The organism is Mesorhizobium sp. M0048, assembly GCF_040323405.1.
Classification (GTDB): Bacteria; Pseudomonadota; Alphaproteobacteria; order Rhizobiales; family Rhizobiaceae; genus Mesorhizobium.
In genome coordinates this window covers 1-17,850 of the sequence record NZ_JAMYUV010000033.1, presented here as the reverse complement: position 1 = coordinate 17,850, position 17,850 = coordinate 1, and the positions used below count along the sequence as shown (strand labels likewise).

Sequence of the window (17,850 nt, the reverse complement as noted above, 5' to 3'; positions counted from 1 at the left end):
GGCCATCGAATCGGCTCCGGTCAGCCACAGGTCAGTTCGAGGCGCGTCGCGAAAATCTTGCCGAGATCGGTCCCCGTCGGATCACTGAAGAACGCGTCTGTCAGGCTCTTCTGGTTCTGCGCGATGGCCGTGTCCGGATCTGGACGGACGACGGAACGTGAGCAGCCTTGCGGCAGACCGGCCACCGCAAGCTTGTCGTCGTCGGTAAAATCGATTGCCGTGTAGAAAGTCGGATCGTAGACACCGATACTGACTTTTCCAGCAAGGGCCAACGGGTCCTTCGGCTGCGTTTCGAACTGGACGACGAGTTGATCGTTTTCATAGCTGACGCTGAACTTCGGCGGTGGCGCCATCGTCACGTCCTTGCCGTTCAAGGTCACCATCTGAAAGTAGTTGTACTCGGCCAACGACGCATGGACGGTGAGAGCGACTTCATCGAGTTCCTTCGCATCAAGGACAAGGTCGGAATTCTTGTCGAATTCCATCAGCACAGTGCTGGAAAAGAGGTCGTCGAAACGCCAGAGATGCCGAAGCGACTTGACCGTCCTGTCTGGACCGACGGTCAGGTCCAGCTTCGCTTCGGCAAACACATGCGGATGGGCGTTCGCTGCCGCGGTGGAAGCGAGCAACAGCGCCGCGCCGGATACCATGCCTGTCAGTTGCATCTTTCGCTCACATTTCGCTCGTCGATTCCGCATCAGGCAGGACACCTGCCATTGCAAGCAGGCCGAAATGGGACGGGCCAAAGCCCATACCAACCTTGATCGATCAGGGCTGTGTTGCTTCATCTAAGGAGGCAGCTACCCAAGGTCGCCCTTCAGCCAATGTTTGAGCATGATCACCGCGATACCAGCAAGGATTGCCAGCACTATCATCCAGATAATCTTTTGCCGATCGCTCAATTTCCTGCTCCTGATCGATTCAGAGCATTCCTATCGCGAGTTCCTTGCAAACGCAAAAAGCCCCGCGTCCCGTGCCGATAACACCAGCTGATCCGCCCTAGTCGTCGGCGATCGAGCTTGCAATGACCGTGTTCGATGTGATCCGGACCTCGGGAACGTCAAATGGACAAGTGCTTGCGATTGCCGACTGTCAATATGTAGAGTTTGGAAACTTGCATTCCGTTTCTGTCCTCGCCGATTGTTTCGGCATCCGTCCGGGCGAAGAAACGCTCCTCGAATGCCGCGCGGTCGACATCGAATAGCTTTATGGAGCAAGTTTGCACGGACTTGCCATTCAAGTGGTTTTTGTCACCGCGATCATGGTTTTGGCCGGGAGGTCGTCACCGGTCGCCTCCCAGTCCTGGAAGGCGCCTACGTCACCGACGGGGGCAAGTGCTGCGTCGCCGGACAACGGAGTCCATCCGCGTCTCCTGGCCGCAGGACGGTTCGTTCGAAGTCAGGTCCATGGGCAAGACAAATACCGTGAAAAGCTTCCAACGCCAGATCGACATTATCGGCACGCACCAGCGGCGATCTCAGGCATATAGCAGCGAGCGCCGGGATAAAGAGGGGCTTCGACATCAGCACACCGCAGGGTCAAAAAATGGACCCTCTGGCACGTTAGTCAAGAGTGCCATTTAGCGGGCCCAGCGGCTGCGACGAGATCGACCTCCATCCGACTGTCGGCGGCTGCGCCGTCGCCCCGTAGTATCATTCGCCAGTTATTCTCCGACGCGGTCCGCATTGAAGACCCGCGGTAGCCGTCGAACTTGTGTGTCCATCCCTCGGCCCTCGGCAGGCTTCTCCACCAGGGTGGGGATCAAAGGAGCGATGAACGCTGGCCGGCTGGTGCTGGCAGTTAGTCGTTTACGCATGGAATCGTGTCTAGGTCGCAGGCATATATCCGCGCTCCACACGTCCCGACGTTGGTTGAGATCGGCAGCCAGACCGGCCAGCCACTCTGTGCGCCAGGCGGATAGAGGTGAGTGTCGATCGCGAATTGCAGAAACGTTGCCAGCGGATAATTGCAAAGTCAGCGCGTCACGCGTACGGATCCATAAGCCCCAGCGCGCTTACATCCATAAGCACCCCAAACCCGATGATCTGCTCCAGCGCAACGTTGCGAGATAATGTGCCCAAGCTTTTGACCGGTTCGGACTTCATGCGGCTGACCAGGGCGTATCGATTGTAGACCGCCAAACCGACCATCGCGACGAATAGGCTGATCTTGAACAGGAGAATTCGACCGTAGCTGTTGCGCGGATCGGGGAACGAGCCAAGCATTAGCCAAGTGTTCATAGCGCCCGTAAAAAAAATGAGCGCAACCGCCATCATACCAAAGCGGGAGAAGCGCCACAGGACGGTTTCCACGCCTGCGACTTCGGATGGATGCCGCTGTGCTGCCGCGATAAGCAGGCCGAGGGGCAGGAGGCCACCTATCCACGCCCCGGCACTTGCAACATGGAGAGCTTGAGTCAGTGAGGCTAGAAGGCCCAACGCCGCCGCGTGGCCCTGCCAACCCTCACAGGTCAGTAGCAAGAAAGCCGGCCCGACGATCAATTCGGGCCGCCCCGAGAAGCTGATCACCAGGAGCAGGAGAACGAGCGAAAGGCGAACAAACCAAACAGTTCCGAAGTCGCTTTCCATGAGAACGCTGCGCAAGGTGTCAACCATACCCTCGCGTCCGGAGAGCCCGGCCGTAAAGCACAGCAGCCAAATTGCCGCGAAGATTGCGGCCGCAAGTGCGAGGGCAGGATTGATGTTACGGGGTAGAGGCGCAAGCGCGGGAGCCGCGGTTTTGTCTAGCGCATAGAAAGGGAAGAGTGCCGACCCGAATAGAATCATCACTGAGAGGAAGTAGACCCACCGGGCGAAGGCCAGAGTGCCATCAACGTCCATTTCTACGGTCTGACTTCAAATTTGAAATTGCCCTTCACCTTGTGCCCGTCTGCTGACAGCACGTGCCAATCAACTTGATAAACACCCGGCGCAAGGGACCTTGATACAGGTGCCACCATGTCCTTATCGCGCACCGCGATCTCCGTGGTGATCTTCGCACCATCCGGCCCCGACAGATCGATGCCCGAGAATCGAGCCTCAATGGGTTCGCTAAAGCGCAGTCGAATCTCAGTGGGCGGAGCGGCAATGGTGCTATTGATCTCTGGAGTAGCCTCGACCAATCGAGCATGCGCAAGCGCCTGGCCGGATAATGGCACGCTCCACAGCGCAACTGTGGCGATCATTCGGATAGTTCGGTTCAACGCGAACTCCTCCCGCGATGACGGTCATCAAAGACTATGCACTTTCTGACGAATATACGAATATTTGGTGTTGCAGGGCCGCCACCGTTCGAGCTGTCACGAAATTTTCCATTTGCCGGAAAAGTGATGGGAGATCAGGCCAACACGTTACCGACCGCCGAGACTCTCGATTGAAGGTCACGGACGCCGCAAGCGTTTGTAATTATCAGGACAAGCGCGGGCCAAACAAGCGTTTGCGCCCGCGTGACTCCGTTTCAGCTACTTAACCGGGATCATGAGATGTGCGTATGGAGTGCCCGGCCACATCACATAGGGCTTGGATGTGTCAGGCTTGGGGTCCGTCGGATAGCCCTGCATCATGTCCATTGCGTTGACGATCATCACATGCGGGCCGGTCTCTATCCAATTGTTGCCTTCCTCGGGCTTCGTCGCATAGGGATCGGTGTTGCTGCCATCGGTACCGCCGGACAGCATGTACATGAAGCCGACCTTGCCCTTGGGCGGTTCCTTCTTTTCCATCCATGCCATCGCCCATTCCATCGCGTTGGCATCGCCGCACATTGGGTCCGGGCCGGGCGTGGACGGGCTGTCCGGCATGCACCAGAAGCCGTTCTTGCCCTCGCGCAGGGTGCGCATGGCGCCCTTTTCATCCGCGGCGTAGACCGCAGCGCCGCTTGCCACGGCAGGGGGTGCAGCAGATTCAGCGCTCTTGATCATCGCAGCGTCGTCGGCGGCTGCGCCTTGCATCGTAACCAAACTGCCTGCCGCCAAAAGGGCAGCGACCGTCAGAAGCCGTTTCATGGCCGTTCTCCGGTTTGAGTTGATCTTGTGCATGATGTCCGACGCACGGCTTTCCAGAGCCGTTTGTCGGTGATCAAACAGTAGCAGATTACATGCCTCCGGACAATTTATGTTTTAGCGCGCCTTCTAATGTCTTTGCAGTGGGCGTGCTATTAAACGGGCGCCTTCAAATCAGTCACGAAACTCCTGAGGGTTCACTAACCAAGATGGTGCTGTTCAGCGAGTGGCCAAATTTGCGCGGTTTCCCAGCAACCTTGCTTGCGTCGTCAAATCGCCACCTACCCAACCCTAGATTAGCCCACGCATCGTCAGTTCAGCCTTCAGATAGGCATAATAGATCGGCGCGGCGACAAGACCCGGCATACCGAACCAGGCTTCCATGAAAACCATCGCCAGAAGAAGCTCCCAGGCACGCGCATTGATCCGCGAACCGATGATCTTGGCGTTTACGAAGTATTCGAGCTTGTGAATGATGATGAGAAAGGCAAGCGAGCCGAGCGCTGCAAGGAAGGAGATGCTGAGGCTGACAACCACGATCACCGTGTTGGAGATCAGATTGCCGATGACCGGCAGAAGGCCGGCGACGAAAGTCAGCGCTATCATTGTCCTGATGAATGGCAGATCGATGCCGAAGGACGGCAGAACAGCGACGAGATAGATCGCCGTCAGAAACGTATTCAACGCCGAAATCCGGATTTGCGAGAACACGATGTTGCGAAAGGCCTTGCTCAGAATGTTGACACGATCCGCGAGCGCGACCGCCAGTGGGCCGGGCTCGCGCGATGGCGCCGCCGAGCTCACCGCGATCAAGCCGCCGATCACCATGCCGACGATAATGTGGACCACCAAGACGCCGACATCCCGCCCGACGAGTTGAAGCTGGCCGGCATGTTCGCGGAGCCACCGGGCCGCGAAGACTTCCAGCTCCTCGATGTTTGATGGAAAATAGGCCATCGCCCAGGTCGGGAGATGGACGCGCGCGGTATCGATGATCTCGGCCATCTTCTTGAGGAGCGTCACGACGTTCTCCGAACCGCCAGTCAATTGCGACATGCCGCTAAAGATAGCGGCGGCTATCAGGAGCGTGAAAATCAATGCCACCAAGGTCAGCGCAAGGCTTTTCGTCAGGCTGTTGGAGACGCCGATTCGATGGAGCATCGGTGCGGCGAAATGAACGATGTTGAACACGAGAAGGCCCGAAAGCAGTGCCGGAAGCAGTCCGAGTTCGAGAACGGCGACGAGCGCTATAAGCGCAAGCAGGCACGACGCGAGATAGAACCATGAGAAAGTCAGCACTTTTCACCTGCAGAAGCAGCCAAGTCCTCTCCGGGTTTCATTAGCTTTGATACCCGGTGATGCGCAAGCGAACACGCGTTCAACACGTGTGTAAGGCTAACCGCCTCGGAGGTCCCATGCTTGCGCGCCAAGTCGCCCGCTTTTGCCCCGCCTCATGCTCACGCAGGACCGCGATGATCAGCTCTTCCGTAAACCGCATTCTCTTCATCAGTCCGCCCTTAAATCGAGGCCGGACTTTAATCTCAGATGGAGGAAATTACCGATGGCAGGTCAGCCGCTCGAGGATGTTTATGCCGGTTGGCAAGAATGATCCTCTTCGTAGTGAAGCCGAAGTTCATTCCGCCGCGAAGACCATCAGATCCTCGAAGGGGAACTCGACATAGTATTGGCCGGACGGAAGGGCGTCCCGGGAATAGGTCCGGATTGTCAGGTCATTGCTTTCGAAAATGACTTCATGCCGATCGCCAAGGAAAAGGCTCTCGACGCAGGTCATGGCGATACGTCCAGGCCCGTCCTCCCCGGACCACGTCACCCGCTCAAGCCGGACGAGTGCGGTGACTTTGGCGCCGACGGTCAGCTCCTGCTGGGCGCTGCCCACAAGATGGATGCCGTTGGCGACAATTTCCGCACGGTTGCCGTTGATGGCGGTGACCACGCCGTCAAGGCGATTGCTGGCACCCATGAACTCTGCTGCAAACAGGCTCTTCGGCTTGTTGTAGATTTGCTTGGGCGTTCCGTCCTGTTCGATCTGGCCGCCGTTGAGCAGCAGGATGCGGTCGGCGAGCGCCATCGCTTCCACCTGATCATGGGTGACGCACAGCGCCGATAGCCCGAGATTGGTGATGAGGCGGCGCAGCCAGATCCGCGCTTCTTCGCGTAGCTTGGCGTCCAGATTTGACAGCGGCTCATCGAGCAGAATCACGTTCGGCTCATAGACCAGCGCACGGGCCAGCGCCACGCGCTGCTGCTGTCCGCCGGAGAGCTGATGCGGATAGCGCTCGCCCAGTTTGCCGAGGCCGATGCTGTCCAAAGCCTTCTGGACGCGGCTCGCAACATCTGCCTGGGACACTTTGCGCAGCTTCAGGGGATAACCCACATTCTCGGACACCGTCCGATGCGGCCACAGCGCATAGGACTGGAATACCAGCCCGAGACCGCGCGTTTCCGGCGCCAGATTGATGTTCTGCCCGGCATCGAAAAGCGGCTTGTCACCGAGCAGTATCTTGCCGCTGTTGGGTGTCTCCAGACCGGCGACCGCTCGCAAGAGCGTCGTCTTGCCGGACCCGGACGCACCGAGCAAGGCGACGATCTGACCCGGTTCGACCGAAAAGGACACACCTTTCAGGATCTCGAGGGTGCCGTAACTGAGGCGCAGGCCGTCTATGATGATATCAGTCATTGAGGCGGACTCCAAAGCGCATTGCGAGGGCAAGACCGGTCACGATAATGACGGTGTTGATGACGGCGAGAGCGGAAACCAGATCGATCGCGCCGGTGCCCCAAAGGGAAACCATGAGCGAGCCGATCACTTCGGTTCCCGGTCCGAGCAGATAGACGCCCGTCGAATATTCACGGGCGAAGATCAGGAAGATCAACAGCCAGGCTGAGAACATGCCGCCGCGGATGAGCGGCAGCGTGATGTCCCTGGCGACCCGGCCCTCGCTGGCGCCAACTGACCGGCCGGCTTCCTCGAGCTCCTTGCCGATCTGCAGGAGCGTTCCGGAAATCAGCCGCATGCCATAGGCGAACCACACAATGGTATAGGCGAGCCATACCGAGATCATCGTGGCACGCAGGGGTGCGATCGGCTTGAAGAAGAGAAATATCCACAGCATGGCAAGGCCAGCCACAATGCCCGGCATCGCCCGCGGTATCATGGCCACGTAATCGACGACTTTGGTCAGGGGTGCGTTCGAGCGGTGACCGGCGAGTGCCACGGCAGTATAGGCCGCGATCGAAGCCGCGCCGCCGACCACCGCGACGCCGACCGTGTTGAGAATGGCGCTGATGACATTCGGATAGTCAGCGAGATCGCGATAGTGATCCAACGTCAGCACCTGGAAGATATTCACCCCGACGCCCCAGCTTGTCACCAGTGAACGAATTGCGACGCCGCCCACCGGTATGATCACGGTGGCGGCGAACCAGGCCACCACAAGCGCGAAGGCCGGCCAGCGAAGAGCGCCCAGCCGGATGGGGTTGTGCCGACTGCCCTTGCCTTTGACAGACACATAGCGGCTGGCGTTGCGCAGCATGTAGCGCTGCAGCACCACCAGCGGCAGCGCGATCATGATGATCGCCACCACCACTACGGCCATCAACTGGTAGGAAGGAACACCGAGCTTGTTGGTGAGCTTGTAGAGATAGGTGGCGAGAACCAGCACGCCTTCCGGATCGCCAAGCACCAGCGGCAGGCCGAAAAGTTCGAAACCGAGGAAGAACACCAGAACCGCCGCATAGAGCACCACCGGCATCACCATGGGCAGCGACACACTGGCGGCGACGCGCCAAGGGCCAGCGCCGGCGGTGCGTGCCGCCTCTTCGAGGTCGGCGCCAACGTTGCGGAGCGCCGCCGATGCATAGAGATAGACATGTGGGACATGGGTGAGCCCGGCAATGATCGCGATCGATGTCACCGAATAGACATTCCAGGGCACGTAGCCGATCATCGACTTGACCGCCAGCGAGACGAAGCCGACTGGTCCCAGTGTCATCACATAGCCGAAGGCCAGCACCACCGCCGACATGAAAACCGGGATCAGGATGATCGGCTCCAGCCAGCGCTTGCCCGGCACGTCGGTGCGCACGATGATGAACGCCAGCAGGATTCCCACCGGAACTGCGATCACCGTCATGCCCACCGCGAGCTTGAGCGAAGTCGTCAGCGCTAGCCAGAAATCCGCGTCCGCGAGGATGAAGCTGTAGGCGTTCAGCGACAGATGCGCGGTTTTCTGGAAGAAAGGCGCGGACAGAAAACTCTGATAAATGATCAGGGTGACCGGTGCCAGCACCACCAGGATGGCGAGGAGGTTGGTGCTGACACGAAAGACACGGAAGGGCATGATCGCCTCGAACAAAGCCGGGGGCCGTCCGCTAGCAAGAGCGCAAGCGCGCCGTTCCGATGATTCTTAATAGCAAGAAGGGTGAGAGAGCCGACTGTGGAGGCACTCCCGATCAAGCGATTACTCGCCCTTCATGGCTTTCTGCCACTCGTTGAGGAACGCCAGCCGTGTCGTCTCGTCGAGACCTTCGAGCAGCTTGTCGTCGAGCGCGATCGGGTGAACGTTTTCACCGGCGGCGGCCTTTATGGACGCCAGCGTGGTTGCCCCTTCAACGTCATCACGAACGGCATAGAGCTTGATGTCGTCGGCGATCAGCTTCTGCGCGCGCGCCGACAGCAGATAGTCTACGAATAGCTTCGCAGCATTGGGATCCTGGGCTTCCGCCGGAATGACGGTGGCGCGGGTGGTCACCAGGACATAGTCCTTCGGGATTATCACACCGAGGTTCTCGTCCTTGGCCTGCTTGGCGAGGCCATATGAGCCGAAGATGCCATAGGCGATGGAATGTTCGCCAGACGTGACCTTCTCGATCATCGAGCCGGCGGAGCTGTAGAGCTTGATATGGGCCTTGCCAAAAGCCTTGTTAAGCGCCCAGGAATCGGTCCAGTTCTTGGCGTCCTGGTTGTAGAAATAGAAGCCGACACCGGATTTTTCCGGATCGTAGGACGCGATCTTGCCATCATATTCTGCGGTCTTCCCGCTCATCAGCTTGAGAAGATCGGCGTGGGTTGCGGGAACATCGCCTTCAGGCACGAGACGCTTGTTGTAGACGAAAGTCACCGGGTCGGCGGTGGTACCATAGATCATGTCCTTGTAGGACGCCCAGGCCGGAAGGTGGGCCGCCTCCACGGATTTGTATTCCTGCGCATAGCCGTCTGAGGCAAGTTTGATCTGCAGATCCGGAGCCGAGGACCATGCGACATCTGCCGTGCCTTGGCCCGAAGCGGTTTCGGCAATGACGCGATTGTAGAGTTCGGTGGAATTGAGGTCGGAATATTCGACGGCGATGCCGGGGAATGCTGCTTCGAAGTCCTTGAGCAAGGGCTGGACCAGCGCCGCATCGGTCGTCGAATAGATGCTGAGGTGTCCTTCCGCGGTGGCGGCGGCCACCAGATCCTTGTAGTTGTCCGGATACCCGGCGGGGATCTCGGCAGCGGCGGCAAGCGTCACAAAACCGGCTGACAGCGAAAACGCGGCCATCATCGTCGCAAGACGATTTTTCATTAGGGTCTCCTCCAAGTTCGCCTAAATCGTACCTCCTCCAGGCACAAAAGGCGAGTATCATCCTGACCTGTCACCAACCTGTCACGGCGATGTCGAGGTTTGCTCAGCCGACTAGGCCCGATGGGTCGTGATCAGATTGTCGACGACAGCGGGATCGGCCACATCGACGTATTGCCGAATTGTTGAAATCTTGGAGCGGCATCCTACGCGTCACGGTCGCTGGCCCTGCGCATCGATCATGGACTTGCTCCAATCCTCGATGAAGCGGCGGCGCAACGCCTCGTCCTGTACGGCAAGTAACGCAGGGCCGATGCGTATGGCGCGCGCGATACCAGACTCCCCAAGTTTTTCCGGGCCGTCCGCTCCCTCAGGCAATTGCCCGTTCTCGGCAAAGAAGAAGGCGCTATCCCTGGCAACCTTCTGTCCCCGGGCTGACAGAAGGTAGTCGAGAAATCGTTTGGCAACGCCCATATTCGGCGCCGTCTTCGGAATGAGCGCGCCACGACTGAGTATCAGCGCATAGTCCCGCGGGACAACGACCCTCAAATCGGAATTGCCCCTGGCCGCGGCGTAGGCATATGACCCGATCATATTGTAGCCTATATATAGGCTCCCGTTTGCAACGTCCTGAAGGGTCTCCGCGGTGCAACAACGCACCACAGTTTCCGCTCGGCTCATGCTTTCCAGAAGCCGACCGTAGACCGCCGTCGTCTGCCGCGCATCACTGAACGCCAATAGGTAGCCGATGCCCGAAAGTCGGATGTCGAACGTTCCGACCCGTCCGCGATAAAAATCGATCCGCCGCCTGAGAAGATCGGCGAGTTCGATGTGGGTGCGCGGTACGTCGCCGGACGGCACGAGGCGGGCGTTATAGACGAAGACGGCCGGTTCGTAGGTAAAGCCGAATACCTCGTCGCGCCAGTTTGCCCAATTGGCGACATGCGCGGTTTCGGCCGACACGTGCGGCGCCGCGCAGCCGTCATTGGCGAGCTTCACGAGTTGGTCGACCGACGGAGACAACAAGATGTCGCCCAGCACCGCGTCCGTCCGACAGGCTTCACTGGCACTCCTTTGCAAGTCGTTGGTGACATATTCAACATACTCGACTGCCACGTTGGGGAAAACGGACTGAAAATCCCGGATCAGTGGTTCCATAGCCGCCAGATCGGTCGCGGCGTGGATCGACAGTCGGTCCTTCTCCGGCTGAGACGAAGGGAAAAATGCGCTGCTTCCTTCAGCAGCTCTTGCCGCGTGACCGATGCATAGGAGGACGGCAGCCATCAAACCGAATGTCGGCAATGTTCCCGTTATCATCCGGTCTTCTCCGTGGCGATGGGCAACGTCAAGGTGACGGTGAACCCTTGCGTGCCCTTCCCGCCATCCTTGCTTGTCTCGCGAAAGGTCAGCGCGCCACCGTGAGCCGCCGCAACCTCCGACGCGATGGCGAAACCAAGACCTGCGCTGCCGTCATGAGATTTGGACGTTTCGAAGCGCTGCGTGACCCGCTCCCACTCGCCCGGCGGAATGCCCGGTCCGTCATCTTCGACCTCGAGATGGGCACGCGTACCGTCGCTGCGTACTCTGACCTCAAGGCGCGACACCACTCCATGGCGCAAGGCATTGTCGATGATATTGACGATCGCTTCGCGAAGGCTGACGGCGTCCGCAAGCACGACCGGCTCGTCGTCAGGCGCCTCGAAGGAGACGATAATGTCCGGATCGATAGTTATCGGAACCGCCGCACGGAAAGCGCGCCGTGCGACATCTGCCAGACCGTGCGGCTGAAGCTGCACGGAATCGGCACGATGGATGACCATGGCGTGGCTGAGCAACTGGTTGGTCAGGCGCGCAAGTTCGCTGGCGCGCTGCTGTACGCGATCGAGATGCTGGCGGCTCGACTTGTCCAGCTTGGCTTGACTCAACAGATCGAGCTGCGCCGTTAGCGCTGTCAGCGGCGTTCTGATCTGGTGCGCCGCGTCGGCGATGAAGCGCTGCAGGAGTTTCACGCGCTCGTCGAGCCGACTCATGAAATAATTGATGGAAGTAACGAAGGGCCGCAATTCTCTCGGTACGACGACCGTTACCGGCGTCAGGTCTTGTGGATCGCGACGGCGGAGCGTCGCTCCGAGATGCTTGACCGGTTGCAGAGAATAGCGAATAGCAATCATCGCTCCAGCTAAAGCCAATATGCTCATGATCGCCAGGAGGACGGTCGCCCTGAGAGTCAATTCACCCGCGAGCGCGCGGCGGGCTTCCGTGGTCTGCCCAACGATGACATGCGCCCAACCCGATACGGCTGGATCGGACAGTGCGCGCGCCACCACCGCAATCCGAACCGGTTCGCCGCGATAATGCGCCGATTCCAATACCGGGACATCGTGTATTGCGGCCAGATCAACTTCTGTTTGCAGATCGGCATAACCTGTCAGCGTCGCGCCGGAAGGGCCGATCACGCGATAGAAGATGCGATCGCGGCTGGCGAGGCCCAGGAGTTCAAAAGCTGATACCGGCAGGTTGATGATGAGCGAACCGGATTCAACCGTAAGGCTGTCTGCCATCTGGATGGCCGCACCAAGCAGAAGCCGGTCATAGGCGCCATCGGCGGCGGTACGTGCGTAGTACGACGCCGCACTCACCAGAAGAGCCGCACCCAGGCCCAGCACCAGCGAGATGCGGACCGCCAGGCGCGTGAAAAGGGAAGGCTCAGCCGGTATCATCGGAAGCCAGCTGATATCCCACGCCCCGCACGGTAACGATCTGCGCCTTGGCGCCTTCCAGCTTCTTGCGCAGCCGCCCGACATAAAGTTCGATCGCGTTCTGATTGGCCGGCTCGTCAAACCCGAAAAGCTGATCGATAAGTTCATCTTTGCTGAAGACGCGGCCTGGCCGCGACGCCAGTATCTCAAGCAACGTCATCTCGCGTCGTTTCAATTGCACCTCGCGCCTGCCTACTCGGACTGAGCGGCTGCCGCGGTCGAGCACGACATCGCCACACTGTACGATGTTGGTCGCCTCGCCGCTTTTCCGCCGGAGCAGAACACGGGCGCGCGCTTCCAATTCCCGGAAATCGAACGGTTTGACCAGATAGTCGTCGGCGCCGAGATCAAGCGCGCCAACGCGGTCCTCTATCTCGGAACGGGCCGTCAACATCAGAACCGGGGTCGTATTCCTTGTCTGCCGGAGCCGTCGAACGATTTCGAACCCGTCGAGGCTGGGCAGCATGACGTCGAGGATGACGAGATCGTAGCAGGTGAAATCGAGGATTTCTGCGGCAGCACGGCCGTCCGTCTCCCAATCGACTGCGTGGCCGATCATTTCGAAGCGGCGGCTGATAGCCTCGCCAACGTCGCGCGTGTCTTCGACGAGGAGAATTCGCATGCCGGAGCATTTGCACGGAAGCAGCCGCCTATCAAGCGTCACCTCTTTGCGGAGAGGCGCTTGACATCATCTGCAGATCCCGCGTTGGCTTCAGCCCTGTTACCGTCAGCAGTTCAAGCCCAATCATTTGAGCTTTATCGACGGGCTGCGTGATGGCGTCTGCCTTCATGTGATCTGCGCATCCACGCCAAGAACGGGGCGCGTCGGTACATGACCCGCGCTGCAAGCCAGGCTGGACCACGCACTTTGCCGCATTCAACGTATTCGACCACACCGTGATCAGTCGCTAGTAGATGCACCACCATCGCCATCAGGGGATTATGCTTCTGGCGATCGTATGCTGATAGCGATTGCGCAATGCCATCATTTGCGCTTCAGAGAAGTATCCAATTGCGTCATTAAGAGGATATCATGCCGACAGGCGATGGCAGTTTGAGCGACATTCTTGGAATCTTGTCGGTTCTCCTACTCGTGGCCGCAAACGGCTTCTTTGTCGCCGCCGAGTTTTCCCTGGTCGCCGTGCGCCGAAGCCGAGTTGCCGAACTCGCTGCGGCTGGGCGGCTGAACGCGGCAGCGCTCCAGCGGGCCGTCGACAATCTCGATGCCAATCTGGCGGCGACCCAGCTCGGCATCACCATTTCATCGCTGGCACTCGGCTGGATCGGCGAACCTGCTCTCGCGCATCTCGTCGAGCCTCTCTTGATCGGGCTGCTCGGGTCGTTGGCGACTGCGGGCTCACACACTGTCGCCGTCGCGATCGCTTTCATCATCATCACCGCGCTTCACATCGTGCTTGGCGAGCTCGCACCAAAGAGTCTGGCGCTCCAGCGCAGCGAAGACACTGCGCTCTGGGTCGTGCGTCCGCTCGGTCTGTTCCTCTTTCTGCTCAGGCCGGCGATTCTAATGCTGAATGGTCTCGGCAACCTCGTTCTGCGACTCTGCGGCCTGCGCCCGGGAACCGGTGAGGATTCATTGCACTCGCCAGACGAGCTGAAGCTTCTGATCTCGGCCAGTCAGGAAGGCGGCCTGTTGCAGCAGGCGCAGCGGGAGATGGTCGAGCGGGTCTTCAATATCGGCGAGCGCCGCATCAGTGACATTATGACGCCTCGGCCGGATATCGACTGGATCGACGTGAATGATGACCGAACCGAGACTCTTCGTACGATCCGCGATTGCCGCCATGAGCAGCTCCTTGTTGGCAAGGGCGGTATCGATGAACTGCTCGGCATGGTTCTGAAGAAGGACATGCTCGACCAGGTTCTTGACGGGCAGGTTCTCGATCCGATGGCGATCATCCGTGAGCCGCTCGTCGTTCATGAATCAACGCCGATTTTCAAAGTGCTGGAGCAGTTCAGGAAGGCGCCCGTCCGCATAGCAATGGTCCTCGACGAGTACGGAAGTCTGGAAGGAATTGTTACCCAGACCGATTTGCTCGAAGCCATCGCCGGCGACCTGCCCAACATCGAAGGCGAAGAGCCGGATATCGTCGAGCGTGAAGACGGCTCCCTTCTCGTGGATGGTATGATGTCGGCCCAGGACGCCTTCGATCGCCTTGGTTTTCGAGCACGGCCAACTGAAGGCGACTTCCATACGATCGCAGGATTTGCCCTGTTTCGACTAGGGCATCTGCCTGAGGTCGGGGAACATTTTGATTATGGCGGCTGGCACTTCGAGATCGTGGACATGGATGGCCGGCGGATCGACAAACTGCTCGCACGAAGGAACTCTCCCACGGGGCGGCAAGAAACATCGGAGTAAGAATGCCCGGATTCCTGCAAGACAGGCGTCGTCATTTTCATTTTTGCGTGGTTGCTCGGCGGCGCCCTTGCTTTATCCCGCAAACCCGGCAGTCGTGGTGGTGATTCTGCCGTTAGTCATGATGACGCGGCAGTTGGTTGCCTGCGTGGCTCCCTTCCCTGATGGCCTTTGGAACGGCTTGGGCTAGCGGACGGATGGGTTTCGCCTGTATTAAAAAAACTCGCCAACTTGTCCAAAGTGTCAACGGAGCATTGCCCTTGCCTTATCGCCGCTTGGAGTGTGATCGGCAATCGTGGTATCGCAATGCCGGGAGGCGACGATGCGTGTCATTTTCCGATGTGATCCAATGTTGGTCGAGCATTTGCCACGCCCGATCCTCGCGCGCGGCGCGTTGCCGGATTGGCTGCGCACAATGCCCGCTACTTCCTTTTCGGCGATCCACGGCCGCGACATTCGCACGCTCAAGCAGTGCCCGCCCGTTATCGATGCGATGACCTATGGCTTCATGATCCTCCTGCCGTGCGACGTCATCGCCGACAAAGGGACCTTTTCCTAGGACTGGCAGATTCCGGACCCGGTCACCGGGAACCACCCCCGAGCGCCTTTGAGCTTCCACACGCCGGGGCAACTCGCAGGCAGCCCGTTTGCCACTCCCGGTCAAGCCGCCCTCAAATTCAACAGCTTGTGGACCATACAGGTCGAGGACGGCTGGTCGCTGTTCGCGACGCATCCGGTCAATCGCGACGATCTGCCCTTCAGGCTGGTGACGGGCCTGGTGGATTCCGACCGGTTCAACGATGGGGGCATTAATTTCCCGGCGGTCTGGACTGAGCCCGAGTTTTCCGGCTTGCTCAGGAAAGGAACCCCGGTCGCGCAGTGCTTTGCGGTTCCACGGGTTGAGCCGCAGCTGGAATACGAGGTGTTCGATGAAAAGCGGCAGGCATCGTATGCGCAGACGGTCGCCGATGTCCTGTCAACGCCCGGTGTGTACCGCAAGCGGTTTCGCGCCAGGCGGGGACGCTCCACCAGCGAGTGAGCGACGCAGCGCTTCCTCATCAAGCCATAGCCGGCCGCTGGACGCCGATGTGAGTGCCATGGCGATGACGCCGAACGTGGATGGGCGCAGACTGTAGGCAATCGAATACGCAGCCATGGCCCGTCGAGGTCGCCGACTTCCTGCAGGACGACACCCAGATTGACGGCAGCTTCCCGGGCGTCCGGGCTCATCTTCAGCACCCGCCGATAGGCTTGAGCGGCGCTGCCGAACTTGCGCATGTCCTGACGCACCAGCCCGAGGTCAAACCACGCAGCCGGATGCCCACCGCCGGCGACAGCGCGTTCGAGGAAGCCCTCCGCTTCGGCAGGCGCACCGCGTTGCCAGGCAAGGCGCCCGAGGCGCGCCGCTGCCTCCTGGGATTTCGGATCCCGCTGCAAGACAAGTGTCCAGCATTCGCGCGCGGCCGGGGCGTCGCCTGCCTGATCAAGGGTACGTGCTCGCTCGATGAGGATTTCCGCCTGCAATGATAGCTTGGCTGCGCGATCCAGCTGTTGCAACGCCGCTTCAAACCTGCCTTCGGCCCGGGCAATCCTGCATGCCAGAATCAAGGCAGGCACATTGTCCGGGCGAACGGCAAGGCTCGCTTCGATGCGCGCACGAGCCCCCGGCATGTCTGCCCTTGCGAACAGGACCGCCGCCAGAAGATGGCAAAGCGCTGGATCGCCCGGGTGCTGCCCCAGGCCGAATGCGCACAGATGCATCGCTTGGTCGTGATTACCGGAATTGAAAGCAGCCACCGCCCGGCGGATCAGATCGCCACTATCGCTTTGATTGTGCGCGTTGTTGCTCGGACGCTCACTGGCAGTCATGTCCTCAAGCGCCCGATGTCGATTCCAATTATGTTTGGCGGGGCCGCTTGCCATGAATCGAGCAGAGTAGCCGATTTGGAGCCTCGCTTGTCATCACGCTTAACCGCTTTCAAAGGCAAGAAGGCCACAATCCGCCCCAACTGCTGCTCCCGTGCCCTTGGGCACACACGCTCTAGTGACGACCATTCTATGAGCGCGCTTGTAAATATTGGCTACTCGCAAGGGATGTCGATAGGCGTTCGTCAAATTCCAGCAAAAGCGGTCTCATGTTGACCAGCTTTTCCGGTGTAAATCTGGTCAGCGGTCCAGAAACAGCCAGCGCTCCGGCCAAGCCCTCGCTGCCTGAAAAAACCGGTACGGCCATCGTCGCTGTTTCAGAATCTCCCTCCCCGAGCGATACAAACGGAATCTTCGCCATAAGAGCTATTCGCATTCTAGGCTTAGCGAGACTAAACCGAGCAAGCACTTGGCCAGCTGCATGATGGTCAAGCGAAAGCACATCGCCCTCTCGGATTTGATCCCGGATCAAATGGCGACAGTCTGCACGAAACAGGCAAATGCTGCGATTTCCCTCCTTTCGAAAAAACGATGCGCTTTCATTCGCCTGTTCAACAAGGCTCAAAAGGAGAGGCCGAACGAAGGCCTCCATCTAAAAACGACGGTAGAATGAGCCCAATATCATCGGCGTAGGGCCGGCAGCAAAGCGCTTGTCCGCCATGCGAACAATGTAGCCACTCCGGACAAGGGATTCCGTTAACCGAAGGATCGTGCTTTTGTAGAGGCCTGTTCTAGAAGAAATCTCGGCCAAGCTTAAACCTTCGTCGCGCTCTGTGAAGCACCCGAGGATCGAAAGCGCGCGATCGACAGCTTCAACCCCTCCCGCTCTTGTGTCTGCTTGGAGCCTGCCGGACATAATGTAGGGACCACAACACTGGCGCGTCGGTTGCGCCAGGCTGCGTTACAGCTTCGCTAGGCATCCAGGTTTGGCCGGTATCCGGATTCAGGAAGGATGATCGCAGAACGCGGATCCCCAGATGTCAAACCCCGATGGTCCCCGGCGCGGATCGTGAACAGCGGAGTTTCCGCCACATCCTCGGCTGCCGCTACTGTCAAAACAATGCTTGCGGGCGCCACTGCGCTCATGGCAACAAACGGGCTAACACTACTTTGGCAGTTTTTTAGTTCTGGGAGCGTTTTGAGGATTCCCAAGAGCGGTTTTGCGTGATTCATGAGAGGTCGGCTGTTGGAGGGGCCGGCCATGAA

Annotated in this window: 18 protein-coding genes; 3 read left to right on the top strand and 15 right to left on the bottom strand. The window is 59.2% G+C overall.

The genetic code is table 11. The features are described 5' to 3' along the window. Positions 1 to 20 precede the first annotated feature (20 nt). Entirely contained in the window at positions 21 to 665 is a 645-nt protein-coding gene (locus NKJ84_RS22920; RefSeq protein ID WP_502898301.1) for a DUF1007 family protein, read from the bottom strand. Between the two features lie 359 nt (positions 666 to 1,024). Here NKJ84_RS22920 and NKJ84_RS22915 point away from each other — a divergent pair, with 359 nt between their 5' ends. Continuing rightward, complete coding sequence (locus NKJ84_RS22915) at positions 1,025 to 1,204, top strand: hypothetical protein (RefSeq protein ID WP_352508362.1); 180 nt, start codon at positions 1,025 to 1,027, stop codon at positions 1,202 to 1,204. Positions 1,205 to 1,982: 778 nt separating this feature from the next. On the opposite strand, the gene copD is transcribed toward NKJ84_RS22915, so the two are convergent. The 10 genes from copD to NKJ84_RS22860 all read right to left on the bottom strand — a co-directional run bounded on the left by copD (position 1,983) and on the right by NKJ84_RS22860 (position 12,963). Beyond that, on the bottom strand, positions 1,983 to 2,840 hold the full coding sequence (gene copD / locus NKJ84_RS22910; protein ID WP_352508361.1) for a copper homeostasis membrane protein CopD: 858 nt from the start codon (positions 2,838 to 2,840) through the stop codon (positions 1,983 to 1,985). Positions 2,841 to 2,842: 2 nt separating this feature from the next. Then, on the bottom strand, positions 2,843 to 3,202 hold the full coding sequence (copC, locus tag NKJ84_RS22905) for a copper homeostasis periplasmic binding protein CopC (protein ID WP_352508360.1): 360 nt from the start codon (positions 3,200 to 3,202) through the stop codon (positions 2,843 to 2,845). A 258-nt stretch (positions 3,203 to 3,460) separates the two neighbouring features. After that, entirely contained in the window at positions 3,461 to 4,036 is a 576-nt protein-coding gene (locus tag NKJ84_RS22900; protein WP_352508359.1) for a hypothetical protein, read from the bottom strand. 255 nt (positions 4,037 to 4,291) lie between these two features. Next, positions 4,292 to 5,299, bottom strand: coding sequence for an AI-2E family transporter (locus tag NKJ84_RS22895; protein WP_352508358.1), 1,008 nt, complete (start codon positions 5,297 to 5,299; stop codon positions 4,292 to 4,294). 334 nt (positions 5,300 to 5,633) lie between these two features. Continuing rightward, positions 5,634 to 6,698, bottom strand: coding sequence for an ABC transporter ATP-binding protein (locus NKJ84_RS22885; RefSeq protein WP_352508357.1), 1,065 nt, complete (start codon positions 6,696 to 6,698; stop codon positions 5,634 to 5,636). Beyond that, entirely contained in the window at positions 6,691 to 8,361 is a 1,671-nt protein-coding gene (locus NKJ84_RS22880) for an ABC transporter permease (protein WP_352508356.1), read from the bottom strand. Before NKJ84_RS22880 ends, NKJ84_RS22885 begins: the two co-directional genes overlap by 8 nt. Before the next feature lie 120 nt (positions 8,362 to 8,481). Then, positions 8,482 to 9,585, bottom strand: coding sequence for an ABC transporter substrate-binding protein (locus NKJ84_RS22875; protein WP_352508355.1), 1,104 nt, complete (start codon positions 9,583 to 9,585; stop codon positions 8,482 to 8,484). Between the two features lie 210 nt (positions 9,586 to 9,795). After that, entirely contained in the window at positions 9,796 to 10,899 is a 1,104-nt protein-coding gene (locus NKJ84_RS22870) for an ABC transporter substrate-binding protein (RefSeq protein WP_352452015.1), read from the bottom strand. Then, positions 10,896 to 12,302, bottom strand: coding sequence for a sensor histidine kinase (locus tag NKJ84_RS22865; RefSeq protein WP_352508354.1), 1,407 nt, complete (start codon positions 12,300 to 12,302; stop codon positions 10,896 to 10,898). Before NKJ84_RS22865 ends, NKJ84_RS22870 begins: the two co-directional genes overlap by 4 nt. Beyond that, positions 12,289 to 12,963: a response regulator transcription factor gene (locus NKJ84_RS22860; RefSeq protein WP_352508353.1), complete on the bottom strand. Its 675-nt coding sequence runs from the start codon at positions 12,961 to 12,963 to the stop codon at positions 12,289 to 12,291. Before NKJ84_RS22860 ends, NKJ84_RS22865 begins: the two co-directional genes overlap by 14 nt. 411 nt (positions 12,964 to 13,374) lie before the next feature. Between NKJ84_RS22860 and NKJ84_RS22855 the strand changes: the two genes are divergently transcribed. Both NKJ84_RS22855 and NKJ84_RS22850 read left to right on the top strand, forming a co-directional pair. Next, positions 13,375 to 14,721, top strand: coding sequence for a hemolysin family protein (locus tag NKJ84_RS22855; RefSeq protein WP_352508352.1), 1,347 nt, complete (start codon positions 13,375 to 13,377; stop codon positions 14,719 to 14,721). Between the two features lie 349 nt (positions 14,722 to 15,070). Beyond that, positions 15,071 to 15,277: a hypothetical protein gene (locus NKJ84_RS22850; protein ID WP_352491411.1), complete on the top strand. Its 207-nt coding sequence runs from the start codon at positions 15,071 to 15,073 to the stop codon at positions 15,275 to 15,277. Between the two features lie 101 nt (positions 15,278 to 15,378). Here NKJ84_RS22850 and NKJ84_RS22845 read toward each other — a convergent pair whose 3' ends face one another. From NKJ84_RS22845 to NKJ84_RS22830, 4 genes are all read right to left on the bottom strand, one after another. After that, the gene (locus NKJ84_RS22845) at positions 15,379 to 16,587 is read right to left on the bottom strand and encodes a tetratricopeptide repeat protein (RefSeq protein WP_352508351.1); all 1,209 of its coding nucleotides are present in this window, start codon (positions 16,585 to 16,587) and stop codon (positions 15,379 to 15,381) included. Between the two features lie 187 nt (positions 16,588 to 16,774). Next, positions 16,775 to 17,005, bottom strand: a complete 231-nt coding sequence (locus NKJ84_RS22840; protein ID WP_352508350.1) for an IclR family transcriptional regulator — start codon at positions 17,003 to 17,005, stop codon at positions 16,775 to 16,777. A 231-nt stretch (positions 17,006 to 17,236) separates the two neighbouring features. After that, on the bottom strand, positions 17,237 to 17,500 hold the full coding sequence (locus tag NKJ84_RS22835) for a helix-turn-helix domain-containing protein (RefSeq protein WP_352508349.1): 264 nt from the start codon (positions 17,498 to 17,500) through the stop codon (positions 17,237 to 17,239). A gap of 56 nt (positions 17,501 to 17,556) precedes the next feature. After that, a partial coding sequence (locus NKJ84_RS22830) for a hypothetical protein (protein WP_352508347.1) occupies positions 17,557 to 17,850 on the bottom strand: 294 nt, incomplete at its 5' end.

Bases quoted from the DNA above. Each gene is read 5' to 3' on its own strand.
- NKJ84_RS22870 (WP_352452015.1), bottom strand. From the start codon at position 10,899: ATGATAACGGGAACATTGCCGACATTCGGTTTGATGGCTGCCGTCCTC.
- NKJ84_RS22875 (WP_352508355.1), bottom strand. From the start codon at position 9,585: ATGAAAAATCGTCTTGCGACGATGATGGCCGCGTTTTCGCTGTCAGCC.
- NKJ84_RS22840 (WP_352508350.1), bottom strand. From the start codon at position 17,005: ATGGCGAAGATTCCGTTTGTATCGCTCGGGGAGGGAGATTCTGAAACA.
- NKJ84_RS22920 (WP_502898301.1), bottom strand. From the start codon at position 665: ATGCAACTGACAGGCATGGTATCCGGCGCGGCGCTGTTGCTCGCTTCC.
- NKJ84_RS22880 (WP_352508356.1), bottom strand. From the start codon at position 8,361: ATGCCCTTCCGTGTCTTTCGTGTCAGCACCAACCTCCTCGCCATCCTG.
- NKJ84_RS22855 (WP_352508352.1), top strand. From the start codon at position 13,375: ATGCCGACAGGCGATGGCAGTTTGAGCGACATTCTTGGAATCTTGTCG.
- NKJ84_RS22835 (WP_352508349.1), bottom strand. From the start codon at position 17,500: ATGTCCGGCAGGCTCCAAGCAGACACAAGAGCGGGAGGGGTTGAAGCT.
- NKJ84_RS22865 (WP_352508354.1), bottom strand. From the start codon at position 12,302: ATGATACCGGCTGAGCCTTCCCTTTTCACGCGCCTGGCGGTCCGCATC.
- NKJ84_RS22915 (WP_352508362.1), top strand. From the start codon at position 1,025: ATGACCGTGTTCGATGTGATCCGGACCTCGGGAACGTCAAATGGACAA.
- NKJ84_RS22845 (WP_352508351.1), bottom strand. From the start codon at position 16,587: ATGACTGCCAGTGAGCGTCCGAGCAACAACGCGCACAATCAAAGCGAT.
- NKJ84_RS22900 (WP_352508359.1), bottom strand. From the start codon at position 4,036: ATGCACAAGATCAACTCAAACCGGAGAACGGCCATGAAACGGCTTCTG.
- NKJ84_RS22885 (WP_352508357.1), bottom strand. From the start codon at position 6,698: ATGACTGATATCATCATAGACGGCCTGCGCCTCAGTTACGGCACCCTC.
- NKJ84_RS22860 (WP_352508353.1), bottom strand. From the start codon at position 12,963: ATGCGAATTCTCCTCGTCGAAGACACGCGCGACGTTGGCGAGGCTATC.
- copD (WP_352508361.1), bottom strand. From the start codon at position 2,840: ATGGACGTTGATGGCACTCTGGCCTTCGCCCGGTGGGTCTACTTCCTC.